Origin of the sequence: Allopontixanthobacter sp., from assembly GCF_034376665.1 — a bacterium.
Classification (GTDB): Bacteria; Pseudomonadota; Alphaproteobacteria; order Sphingomonadales; family Sphingomonadaceae; genus Allopontixanthobacter.
Genome location: NZ_JAXMJI010000091.1, coordinates 15,724 through 27,708 on the forward strand (window position 1 = coordinate 15,724; position 11,985 = coordinate 27,708).

7 protein-coding genes are annotated in these 11,985 nt (G+C 60.2%); 6 read left to right on the forward strand and 1 reads right to left on the reverse strand.

Annotation, left to right across the window (positions count from 1 at the left end; genetic code table 11):
* Nucleotides 1-32: 32 nt before the first annotated feature.
* The 3 genes from moaA to mobA are packed head-to-tail and all read left to right on the forward strand — an operon-like array spanning nucleotide 33 to nucleotide 2,319.
* Nucleotides 33-1,004, forward strand: coding sequence for a GTP 3',8-cyclase MoaA (gene moaA / locus U0988_RS09830; RefSeq protein WP_322292447.1), 972 nt, complete (start codon nucleotides 33-35; stop codon nucleotides 1,002-1,004).
* Nucleotides 1,004-1,735, forward strand: coding sequence for a sulfite exporter TauE/SafE family protein (locus U0988_RS09835; protein ID WP_322292448.1), 732 nt, complete (start codon nucleotides 1,004-1,006; stop codon nucleotides 1,733-1,735). Before moaA ends, U0988_RS09835 begins: the two co-directional genes overlap by 1 nt.
* Nucleotides 1,732-2,319: a molybdenum cofactor guanylyltransferase gene (gene mobA, locus U0988_RS09840; protein WP_322292449.1), complete on the forward strand. Its 588-nt coding sequence runs from the start codon at nucleotides 1,732-1,734 to the stop codon at nucleotides 2,317-2,319. The genes U0988_RS09835 and mobA overlap by 4 nt, the downstream gene beginning before the upstream one ends.
* On the opposite strand, the gene U0988_RS09845 is transcribed toward mobA, so the two are convergent.
* Complete coding sequence (locus U0988_RS09845; RefSeq protein ID WP_322292450.1) at nucleotides 2,304-3,494, reverse strand: molybdopterin molybdotransferase MoeA; 1,191 nt, start codon at nucleotides 3,492-3,494, stop codon at nucleotides 2,304-2,306. The genes mobA and U0988_RS09845 overlap by 16 nt on opposite strands.
* A 332-nt stretch (nucleotides 3,495-3,826) precedes the next feature.
* Here U0988_RS09845 and U0988_RS09850 point away from each other — a divergent pair, with 332 nt between their 5' ends.
* Genes U0988_RS09850 through narH form a run of 3 tightly spaced genes read left to right on the forward strand, consistent with a single transcriptional unit; the run spans nucleotide 3,827 to nucleotide 11,955 of the window.
* On the forward strand, nucleotides 3,827-6,655 hold the full coding sequence (locus U0988_RS09850) for an MFS transporter (RefSeq protein ID WP_322292451.1): 2,829 nt from the start codon (nucleotides 3,827-3,829) through the stop codon (nucleotides 6,653-6,655).
* Between the two features lie 12 nt (nucleotides 6,656-6,667).
* A complete protein-coding gene (locus U0988_RS09855) occupies nucleotides 6,668-10,435 on the forward strand; it encodes a nitrate reductase subunit alpha (RefSeq protein ID WP_322292452.1) in 3,768 nt (1,255 codons plus the stop codon).
* A complete protein-coding gene (narH, locus tag U0988_RS09860; RefSeq protein WP_322292453.1) occupies nucleotides 10,432-11,955 on the forward strand; it encodes a nitrate reductase subunit beta in 1,524 nt (507 codons plus the stop codon). Before U0988_RS09855 ends, narH begins: the two co-directional genes overlap by 4 nt.
* Nucleotides 11,956-11,985 lie beyond the last annotated feature (30 nt).

Sequence of the window (11,985 nt, forward strand, 5' to 3'; positions counted from 1 at the left end):
ATGTCGATCGGCTGGATATGACAAGGGGGGCAATGGTCGATTCCTTCGGGCGGCGGATCACCTACGTCCGGATGTCGGTGACCGATCGATGCGACCTGCGCTGCCGGTATTGCATGTCGGAGCGAATGACCTTCATGCCGCGGAGCGACCTGCTCGACTTCGAAGAAATCGTGGCACTGGCCGATGTGCTTATCGCTCGCGGCGTGAAACGAATCCGCCTGACAGGAGGTGAACCGCTCGTCCGCCGGAACGTGATGTATCTGATCCAACAGCTGGGATCGCGCGTCGGTGAGGGACTTGAGGAGGTCACACTTACGACGAATGGTACGCAACTCGCAGCCAATGCCGAGCAACTCTTTGCTGCCGGGGTGCGTCGGATCAACGTCAGTCTCGACAGTCTAGATCCGCGACGTTTCGCGCACATCACCCGTCGCGGAAGACTCGATCAGGTGCTAGACGGGATCGAAACGGCAGCGTCGGCAGGCCTGGCGATTAAGATCAACATGATGGCGCTTGCCGGTGTGAATGATGACGAGTTCCACACGATGCTCGCCTGGTGCGGAGCGCGCGGCTTTGACCTTACCCTCATCGAGACCATGCCACTCGGAGAGGTGGAGGACCATCGCCCTGAACGATATTTGTCGCTACAGGATGTTCTTTCGGAGCTGCGAGAACGCTGGACGTTGACGCCCTCGCTTCACCGAAGCGGTGGTCCGGCTCGGTATTACGATGTACGGGAAGGCGGTATGCGACTGGGTCTGATTACCCCCATGAGCCAAAACTTCTGCGACGGATGCAATCGCATTCGCATCGCAGCGACCGGAACCGTGTATGGCTGCCTTGGGCATGAGCAAAAAGTCGAACTTCGCGAGATTTTGCGCCAAAACGGGCCTGAAGCGGTCGACGCGGCGCTCGACCGTCTCCTGGCAGGAAAGCCGCAGCGGCATTCGTTCGATCTCACTCAACCTGCCACTGTCCGCCACATGAGCGTCACCGGGGGGTGATGGATCCCGAAGCCCTGGTCATGCTCGCAGTGGCGATGGGACTCGCCGCCGTTCTCTACTCTTCGGTCGGGCACGGTGGTGCATCTGCTTATCTGGCAATAATGGCGCTTGCGGGCATCGCTCCGGCTACAATGAGGCCGACTGCGCTTGCGCTAAACCTGGTAGTATCCGCTATCGCACTGACGAACTATTCTCGCGCGGGCCATTTCGACAGGCGCTTGTTCCTCACCGTCGCCATCCCCGCGATACCTTTCGCCTTCATCGGCGGGATGACACAATTGCCCGACCAATTCTACCGACCGGTTGTCGGCGTCATCCTGTTACTTGCCGCGATCCAGTTCGCCTGGAAACCCAACCGCACCATGAGCCAGCCGCCCCGCAGCCTTGTGTTGATTGCGGCTGGCGGGGCGCTTGGGCTGCTCGCTGGTCTCACCGGCACCGGTGGCGGCATCTTCCTTTCGCCGCTGCTGCTCATCACCGGTTGGGCGAAGCCGCGGACGACGGCTGCGGTGGCCGCGGCGTTTATATTCGTCAATTCCCTCGCCGGTCTGGCGGGGAACGTCTCGATGCTGGGCGAATTGCCAACGGGACTGGGGTGGCTGGCGTTGGCTGTAGGAGCAGGAGGACTGATTGGATCGCGATTGGGCGCGGCAGTTGTGTCGCGGGCAATACTCATGCGGTTGCTCGCCCTCGTGCTTGTCATTGCAGGCGGGAAGCTGCTGTTTACATGAAACCTGTCACGCTCATCCTCGCTGGTGGAGAGGGGCGGCGCATGAACGGTGGCAAACCCCTGCGGCTGCTTGGCGGCCGCACACTGCTCGCGCGCACGCTCGATTACGCCCACCAGCTCGATTTTCCCGTTGCTTTGGGCCTGCGTTCACATGATCAAATTTCCAGCATTCCTGAACTTAAAATCATCGAGGACCGGCCAGATATAGAAGGCCCGCTTGGCGGCGTGATGGCCGGCCTGGCCTGGGCGGATAGCAAGGGCTTCAACGCGGTGCTGACCATCCCGGTCGACATGCCCTGGCTTCCCGATGATCTGGCCCGTCGTCTGATCGAAAAAGCGAATGGCGAGCCTTCTTACGCCTACAGCGCCGGCAATGCTCATCCCATCTGTGCTTTATGGCCGGTAGCCAAACTCGGTGATGCGGAATGTTATGCCGCGAAAGGCGGCCGCTCCCTGCGCGGTCTTCTCGAGATTTTAGAAGCTCGAAGGGTCGAATGGCCTGTCGGCGACCAGGATCCGTTCGCCAATCTCAACGATCCCCTGGCGCTCGCCGAGGCGGAACATCAGCTTCAAAAATCGAGATAGCGCACCGTCTCGCCGGGTAGAACCTCCGGTGCACCGACCTCTCTCCGAACGAGCACGTCGGCATTGGCCAGCATCGTCTGGCTGCTAGAATCCTGGCTCTTAAGCCGGACCAGTCTGCCGCCAACCCATTTAGCCCGTTCCAGCGTTTCCCGACTGCCGTTGGCAGGGAAAGGCGCTCCGGCGATACCTCCTTGCCAGTTCAACGCCGAGGCCGGCGAACGTCCGGCCAGTCCGCTCACCAGCGGAACCAGGAAAAGGCGCGCCGTCACCAGCGCCGAGGTGGGGTTTCCCGGCAGCCCTAGAACCAAGCTTGGGCCTAGACGACCAAACCAGACCGGCTTGCCAGGTTTGATCGCCACTTTGCTGAACAACAGATCCAGCATTTCGCCGAACATGGCCTTGGCATAATCGCGCTCGCCAACAGAGGCACCGCCCGTCACCACCACCAGATCGGCTTCGACAAGCGCATCGCGTGCCCAATCAGCGAGGACTGCGACCTCATCGGGCAAATGGACACGCTGCACAACCTCTCCGCCAGCTTCCACGATCATTGCGGCTATGGCGGGTGAGATGCTTTCCGGTATTGTGCCGGGCCGCTGTCGAGCCTCGCCCGGAGGGACCAGCTCATCGCCAGTGCCGAGGATCGCGACGCGGGGGCGGCGAACGGCGCTTACCACCGCGATATCGGCGCCTGCCGCTGCAACAAGCGCTCGCGGTGTCAGACGGGCGCCGGCCGTTAGCAGCTCGGCACCCTCTTCGAAATCCAAACCGGCCGGACGGATGTGCCGGGCGGTGCCGTATTCCCGCACCTCGACCATATCATCAACGCGTGTGCAATTTTCTTGGACGACGACCCTGTCGGCCCCGTCGGGAACAGGCGCGCCGGTAAAGATACGGACGGCTTCACCGGGTATTATGGCAGGGGGCCGTGCAGTCCCAGCAAAACTCTCGCCTCTCACACGGAGCTTTGCGGGAAGCCTGCCAACATCTTGATCCCTCACCGCGTAACCATCCATTGCGGAACTATCGACCCGGGGAGAGGCGATCCGGGCCAAGATCGGCTTGGCCAGGGTGCGGTTATGCGCTTGCGTGACCGGCACATCCTCCGCCGGCAACGGGCGAGCTTCCGCCAGGACTATTTTCAAGGCGTCGTTGAAAGGCACGAGACTTACCATGCGTTCTTGCCGCCTTCCTCCATGGTCACGGATAGTAGGCAGAGCGGATTGAGCACCGCTATGTTAGGGGGATGGAAGGTGGCATTCTCGTCGATCCCACTCTCGCCTCCGGCTACCCGAACACGCCCCCTTGGTGAATCGGCTAACTTACCGACGAGGGTGACTTCGCGCACTCGAGACATATCGACTTCCTCGTTCGCGGCCATCGCACGAGGATCTGCCGCGATCCAGAGATGCGCCCCTAGCCGAACCATGTGAGCACGCTTTGATCTGAATCACTTGGTGTTCCGCACGCGGGGCTAAAAACGTCTCGATTCTCGAAAGGGCGGTTCATGAGCAGTCCGGTTTTCGCTACTCCTTCCCCCGGTGCTGGCCGTGCGACCTGGCTGAGCACGATCGCTTTTACCGCCTGCTTTGCCGTTTGGACGATTTTCGCCATCATCGGCATCGGGATTAAGGACGAGCTGAGCCTCTCGGAAACGGAGTTCGGCCTGCTCGTAGGAACGCCGATCCTGACCGGCTCGCTTTCCCGCGTGTTTCTCGGTGTCTGGGCCGATCAGTTCGGGGGGCGTCGGATACTAGCGCTCACGATGGTAGCCGCCGCTATCGCGACTTTTCTGGTTTCCTATGCCGATAGCTATCTCCTGCTTTTGGTCGCCGGTCTCGGCGTCGGCTTCGCCGGTGGAGCGTTCTCGGTCGGGGTTGCCTACGTTTCCACCTTCTACCCGCCTGGCAAACAAGGCACTGCACTCGGTATATTCGGTGCTGGCAACGTCGGTGCGGCAGTGACCAAGTTTGTCGCTCCATTTGTGATGGTGGCAGCAGGATGGACGGCAGTAGCCCAAATCTGGGCGGTCGCACTCGTAGTAATCGCAGCGGTCTTCTACATCTCTTCGCCGGAAGATCCGCAACTGCTCGCACGCAGGGCCGCCGGCAAAAGACCCGAGCCTATGCGGGAGCAACTCAAGGTTCTGCGCAACGTTCAGGTGTGGCGGTTTTCGCTCTACTATTTCTTCGTTTTCGGTGCCTTCGTCGCTCTGTCCTTGTGGCTCCCCCGTTATGTGATGGGCGTATACGATATGGGCATCAGGGAAGCCGGGATGCTCGCGGCCTTCTATTCGGTTCCTGCCAGCCTGTTCCGCATTTATGGCGGCCATCTTTCGGACAAATATGGCGCACGTCGGGTGCTCTACTGGACTTTCGGCGTATCGTCGCTCTGCACCTTCCTGCTCAGCTATCCGCCCACCCGCTATGTGATTGAAGGGGTCAATGGCCCGATCGAGTTCTCCACGCAGATGAGCCTTGTGCCTTTCCTCGTGACGATCTTCGTACTCGGCTTCTTCATGAGTCTCGGCAAGGCGGCAGTCTACAAGCACATACCCGTCTACTATCCCAATCGGGTCGGGGCCGTCGGCGGCCTCGTCGGGATGATGGGCGGCCTTGGCGGTTTTGTACTCCCGCTCACGTTCGGCGCCATGCTCGATCTCACCGGCATCTGGACGAGCAGCTTCGCCCTGCTCTTCCTGATCGTGACGGTCTCGCTTCTCTGGATGCATTTCGCGATCCAGCACATGGAACACACGCACGCGGTTGAGGGACGATCCGACGAGATGCCCGAACTGCCCGAGATGAAAGGACTTGGTGAAGATGTAACGACGACTCATGCCAGATCGTCGGAACCAAGGCGATCAGCGGCTTATGCGATGCCCCCGACCGGCGCGGTTGCAAGCGATCGTATAGCGGCGGATGAGCCGGCTCGCGAACAGTCCCGTTCAGATGCTGGCGTGCTGTCCGACTGGCGACCGGAAGATCCGGTCTTCTGGCAGGCGAAAGGTCGGTCGATCGCTCGGCGCAATCTGTGGATCTCGACCTACAACCTGTTCCTGGCCTTCGCTGTCTGGATGGTGTGGTCCGTTGTCGTTGCCAAGCTGCCGGGTCTCGGATTCGCCTTCACCACCAACCAGCTTTTCTGGCTTGCTGCGCTTCCCGGCCTGTCGGGTGCGACCTTGCGGATCTTCTATTCCTTTCTGGTACCGGTCTTCGGCGGAAGATTCTGGACTGCCGTATCCACCGCGTCTCTGCTCATCCCGGCATTCGGCATCGGCTATGCAGTCCAGGACCCGGCAACGCCATTCTTCATCTTCCTCGTCCTGGCTCTGCTGTGTGGTTTCGGTGGCGGTAATTTTGCCTCGTCCATGGCCAATATCAGCTACTTCTTCCCGAAAGCCGAAAAGGGGAACGCACTCGCGATCAATGCCGGCTTCGGCAATCTCGGCGTAAGCGCGATGCAATTCCTGGTACCGGTTGTCATCACCATGGGGCTTTTCGGCGCGCTTGGCGGCCAGGCGCAAGTCGCAGACGATGGTGCGCGCCTCTATCTGCAGAACGCAGGCTTCGTCTGGGTGCCGCTGATCATGGTCGGCACGATCGCGGCTTGGTTCGGGATGAACGATATCGCTTCGGCCAAGTCGTCCTTTGCTGACCAGGCAGCGATCTTCGGCCGCACACACACGTGGCTGATGTGCTGGCTCTACACCGGAACCTTCGGCACCTTCATCGGGATGTCGGCAGGGTTTCCGCTGCTCACCAAGCTCGTGTTCCCAGAGGTCGATGCGTTGCGATACGCCTTCATCGGCCCGTTCATCGGCGCGCTCTCGCGGGCTCTCACCGGTTGGGTTGCCGACCGGTTTGGCGGAGCCCGTGTCACATTTGTCGTGTTTCTAGTGATGATGGCGGCGGTCGTAGGTATGATCTGGTTCCTCGACGCTGGCGACTTCTGGGGCTTCTTCGGAATGGTCCTGCTGCTCTTCTTCGCCAGCGGCGTGGGCAACGCATCGACCTTCCAGATGATTCCAAACATCATGCGTTCCGAAATTTCCAGATTGGCACCGGAACTGTCTGCCGAAGAGCAGCGCGTGCAAGCCGAGCGCGAGAGTGCGGCAATCATCGGCTTCACTTCTGCGATCGCCGCCTACGGAGCGTTCTATATCCCCAAAGCCTACGGCTCGTCGATCGATCTGACCGGCACTGCCAACGCCGCCTTGTGGTGCTTTTTCGCCTTTTTCGTCAGCTGCGCGCTTTTGACATGGATCGCCTACACCGGCCCCCGCGGGCTGTTACGTTCCATCGAGATTCGTCGCTCCATACCGGCAACTGCCTGAGGATCCTTAATCATGAGCCACTTTCTCGACCGGCTGACATTCTTCAAGCGGATGCAGGACAGCTTTTCCGATGGGCACGGCATCACCACCGATGAATCGCGGCAATGGGAAGACGCCTATCGCAAGCGCTGGGCAGCCGACAAGATCGTGCGTTCGACCCACGGCGTGAATTGCACCGGCTCGTGCTCATGGAAGATCTACGTCAAGGGCGGCATTGTTACCTGGGAAACGCAGCAGACCGATTACCCGCGCACACGCCCTGACCTGCCCAATCACGAGCCCCGCGGATGTCCTCGCGGTGCAAGCTACAGCTGGTATCTCTATTCCGGAACGCGTGTGAAATACCCGATGGTCCGCGCACGTCTGCTTAACCATTGGCGCGAGGCGCGTCGCACCATGAGCCCGGTCGCTGCATGGACCTCGATTGTCTCCGATCAAGACAAACGGTCGGACTGGGTCAAGCGTCGCGGGCGCGGCGGCCTGGTGCGTTCATCCTGGGAAGAAGTGAACGAGATCATCGCGGCGGCCAACGCCTACACGATCCGGGAATACGGACCTGATCGGATAGCTGGCTTCTCACCAATCCCAGCCATGTCGATGATCAGCTATGCAGCGGGAAGCCGGTATCTGTCGCTGATCGGCGGCACGGTGTTGAGCTTCTACGACTGGTATTGCGACCTCCCGCCATCGAGCCCGCAAACCTGGGGCGAGCAGACAGACGTTCCCGAAAGCGCCGACTGGTATAATTCAAGCTACCTGCTGGTCTGGGGTTCGAACGTGCCGATGACGCGCACACCCGATGCCCATTTCTACACTGAAGCACGGTATCGCGGCACCAAGAGTGTAGTCATCTCGCCGGACTATAACGAGGCAGCCAAGTTCTCCGACATGTGGCTCCATCCCAAGCAGGGGACCGACGCGGCGCTGGCGCTCGCTTTTGGTCATGTCGTGCTGCGTGAGTTCTACGTCGACCGCATGTCGGATTATTTCAGCGACTACACGCGCAAATACAGCGATTTCCCGTTTCTCGTAAAATTGACCGAGCAGGATGGCCGACTGGTGGCTGACCGGCACCTTCGCGCCTCGGACTTCAAGAAAAATCTCGGGGAAACCGACCATCCGGAATGGAAGCCCGTCGCCCTGAACGATGCAGACGGCAAGGTTGTCTGTCCGCTTGGGAGCGCGGGTCATCGTTGGGGCGAAAAGGGCCACTGGAACCTCGCCGAAGTCGACAGGAATGGCAAACCGCTGCGTTTGTCCACGACACTCAAGCACGACCACGACCAGATCGTGTCGGTGGGCTTTCCGTATTTCGGTTCCGAGGCCTCGAATGGCTTCGTCGCGACCGATCACGATTCAATTCTGATGCGCAACGTGCCGGCTCGCGAAATCGAGCTGGCCAACGGCGAGCGCATATTGGCGACGACCGTCTTCGACCTGTTCTGCGCCAATTACGGCGTTGATCGGGGCTTCGGCGGCGAGAACGTCGCGCGGTCGTTCGACGATGACATTCCCTTCACTCCCGCGTGGGCAGAGCGCGTGACGGGCGTTCCCCGAGACGCCATCATCCAGACCGCGCGCGACTTCGCCGCAAACGCCGATGCCACGATGGGCCGTTCGATGGTCATCCTGGGGGCAGGCCTTAACCACTGGTATCACATGGACATGAGCTACCGCGGGATCATCGCGCTGCTCGTGATGTGCGGCTGCATCGGCCAGTCGGGCGGCGGCTGGTCGCATTACGTCGGGCAGGAGAAGCTGCGGCCCCAGACCGGTTGGCTGCCGCTTGCAATGGCGACCGACTGGACTCGTCCGCCGCGGCAGATGAACGCGACCAGCTTCTTCTATGCGCATACCGACCAATGGCGCTACGAAACGATGACCATCGACGACATCATATCGCCCACCGCCCCCAAGGCGGATTGGACCGGCTCGATCATCGACTACAACGTGCGCGCCGAACGGATGGGTTGGTTGCCGTCGGCCCCGCAACTGCACCAGAATTCGCTCGAGGTCGGAGCAGCCCTGAATAAATCCGGCGACGATGCCAATGAAGTCATTCCGAAAAAGCTGCAATCCGGCGAACTCCAGTTCGCCAATGCCGATCCCGACGATCCGCGCAACTGGCCGCGCAACATGTTTTTCTGGCGCTCCAACGTGCTTGGCGCCAGCGGGAAGGGTCACGAATACTTCCTTAAGCACTTCGTTGGCTCGATGCACGGTGTGGTTGGCGTTGACGGAGAAGAAAGCGGCGTAGTGCGGCCGAGCGAAGTGGTGTGGCACGAAGAGGCTCCGGAAGGAAAACTGGACCTGATGGTCAACATCGACTTCCGCATGTCGACCACCAGCCTGTATTCCGACATCGTTCTCCCGACCGCGACCTGGTATGAGAAGAACGATCTCAACACTACCGACATGCATCCCTTCATTCACCCGCTGACGGCGGCGGTGGATCCTGCGTGGGAGGCGCGGAGTGACTGGGCTATCTTCCGCGGTATCGCGGAAGCCTTCTCGAAGATTGCTCCCGAGGTTCTCGGGGTGGAGCACGACGTCGTGCTTTGCCCGATCCAGCACGACAGTCCGAACGAAATCGCGCAACCCTTCGACCCCAAGGATTGGGGGCGGGGTGAATGTGATCCGGTTCCGGGCAAGACGATGGCGACGATCCATGTAATCGAGCGCGATTATCCGGCGACGTTCGCACGCTTCACCTCGCTCGGTCCCGCGTTGGAAAAGTTCGGCAACGGATCCAAAGGCATCAACTGGGACACAAAGCATGAGGTGGCGCTCTTGGCGGCACTCAACGGGATGTCGTTGCAGGAAGCAACTGCCGGCCGCCCGCGCATCGACAGCGACATCGACGCTTGCGAGACGATCCTTATGCTGGCCCCTGAAACGAATGGCGAGGTGGCTGTGAAGGCGTGGGCTGCATTGGGCGAGACCACCGGTCTCGATCATCTGCATCTCGCCGAGGGGAAGGAAGAGGAGAAGATCCGCTTCCGCGACATCGTCGCTCAACCACGAAAGATCATATCATCGCCCACGTGGTCCGGCCTCGAGAGCGAACATGTCTGCTACAATGCCGGCTACACCAACGTGCACGAACTGATACCGTGGAGGACGCTGACCGGAAGGCAGTCGCTCTACCAGGACCACCAGTGGATGCGGGCATTCGGCGAGGGCTTCGTCACCTGGCGTCCGCCCATCGACACGCGCACCGTGCGACAGGTGCTCGGCAAGCTGCCCAACGGTAACAAGGAAATCCAGCTCAACCTGCTAACCCCGCACCAGAAATGGGGCATCCATTCGACCTATACCGAGAACCTGATCATGCTCTCGCTCAATCGAGGTGGTCCGGCGGTGTGGATCAGCGAGGATGATGCCAAAGAGGCGGGGATCGTCGACAATGACTGGATCGAGGTGTTCAACATCAACGGTGCCCTGACCGCGCGCGCGATCGTCTCGCAGCGGATCATGCCGGGATCCGCCATCATGTATCACGCGCAAGAGAAGCTGGTGAACACTGTCGGTTCGGAGGTGACCGGCCTTCGCGGCGGCATCCACAACTCGGTCACGCGCATCAACATGAAGCCGACGCATATGATCGGCGGCTATGCCCAACTCGCCTACGGCTTCAATTACTACGGCACCGTCGGTGCGAACCGCGACGAATTCGTTATCGTTCGCAAGATGAGCGAGATCAACTGGTTCGACAAGGCCGACACATTCGACAGGGCGGACACCAGAACCGTGAAAGCGCGGCAGGAGATCGCACGATGAGAATTCGCGCCCAGATCCCGATGGTCCTCAATTTGGACAAGTGCATCGGCTGCCACACCTGCTCGATCACCTGCAAGAATGTGTGGACCAACCGAGAAGGAGTCGAATACGCCTGGTTCAACAACGTCGAATCCAAGCCGGGTATCGGCTATCCAAAGGACTGGGAGAACCAGGAGCGCTGGAATGGCGGGTGGCATCGGCGCGCCAATGGCCGGATCGAACCCAAATTGGGCTCTAAATGGCGGATCCTTTCAAAGATCTTCGCTAATCCCAGTCTGCCGGAAATCGACGATTTCTACGAACCCTACACCTTCGATTACGAGTGGCTTCACAAGGCACCGGAGCTCAAGGCTCAGCCGACAGCGCGGCCACGCTCGCTGCTGACAGGCGAGTACCTGAAGAAGATCGAATGGTCGGGCAACTGGGAGGATATGCTGGGCGGCGAGTTCGCCAAGAGGTCTGAGGATTACAACTTCGCCGACATCGAGAAGGAGATATACGGAGAGTTCGAGAAGACCTTCCTCATGTACCTTCCGCGCCTTTGCGAGCACTGCCTGAATCCAACCTGTCTCGCTGCGTGTCCCTCGGGCGCGATCTACAAGCGCGAGGAAGACGGAATCGTCCTGATAGACCAGGAAAAGTGCCGGGGTTGGCGGATGTGCGTCTCCGCGTGCCCTTACAAGAAAATCTACTACAATTGGGCCAGCGGAAAGTCGGAGAAGTGCATCTTCTGCTACCCGCGGATCGAAACCGGCCAACCCACCGTTTGCTCTGAAACCTGTGTCGGTCGTATCCGCTATCTGGGCGTCGTGCTCTATGACGCTGACAGGATCGAAGAGGCGGCGTCGGTCGAGGATCCCAAAGATCTCTACCCTGCCCAGCTGTCGCTGTTTCTCGATCCTCATGATCCGGAAGTCCAGGCACAAGCCCGACTGGACGGAATACCCGAGGCATGGATCCAGGCTGCGATGCGCTCCCCGGTCTACAAGATGGCAGTGGAATGGAAAATCGCCTTCCCGCTCCACCCTGAATATCGCACGCTACCGATGGTCTGGTATGTGCCGCCGCTGTCGCCGATCCAGTCAGCGGCAGAAGCTGGCAAGATTTCGGAAAAAGACGGAATGCCGGACGTGCGTTCCTTGCGCATACCGCTCAAATACCTGGCCAACTTGCTTACCGCCGGTGACGAGGCTCCCATCGCGCAGGGGCTTGAGCGAATGCTCGCGATGCGTGCCTACATGCGAGGCAAGCGTGTCCACGGGGTGGAAGACGAGAGCATCGCGCAGCGGGTCGGTCTCACTGGCGCCACGATTGACGAGATGTATCGCATCATGGCGCTCGCAGCTTACGAGGATCGCTACGTTATCCCCACGACGCACCGCGAGTTCGAAGAGGATGCCTACGTACTGAGGGGAGCGGGTGGTTTCGGTTTCCGGGAAGTCACCGAAGGGCGCACGCCGAGCCTGTTCGGTGGCAAAAAGGCGCAGCCTGGCAAACCTGTCAAGCGGGAGGCGATGTGATGGCCAGAAACAAGCCTCCGCAATCCATGT

What these genes read in the sequence shown, in the direction of transcription:
- moaA (WP_322292447.1), top strand. Translation starts at nt 33, where the DNA reads ATGGTCGATTCCTTCGGGCGGCGGATCACCTACGTCCGGATGTCGGTG.
- U0988_RS09835 (WP_322292448.1), top strand. Translation starts at nt 1,004, where the DNA reads ATGGATCCCGAAGCCCTGGTCATGCTCGCAGTGGCGATGGGACTCGCC.
- mobA (WP_322292449.1), top strand. Translation starts at nt 1,732, where the DNA reads ATGAAACCTGTCACGCTCATCCTCGCTGGTGGAGAGGGGCGGCGCATG.
- U0988_RS09845 (WP_322292450.1), bottom strand. Translation starts at nt 3,494, where the DNA reads ATGGTAAGTCTCGTGCCTTTCAACGACGCCTTGAAAATAGTCCTGGCG.
- U0988_RS09850 (WP_322292451.1), top strand. Translation starts at nt 3,827, where the DNA reads ATGAGCAGTCCGGTTTTCGCTACTCCTTCCCCCGGTGCTGGCCGTGCG.
- U0988_RS09855 (WP_322292452.1), top strand. Translation starts at nt 6,668, where the DNA reads ATGAGCCACTTTCTCGACCGGCTGACATTCTTCAAGCGGATGCAGGAC.
- narH (WP_322292453.1), top strand. Translation starts at nt 10,432, where the DNA reads ATGAGAATTCGCGCCCAGATCCCGATGGTCCTCAATTTGGACAAGTGC.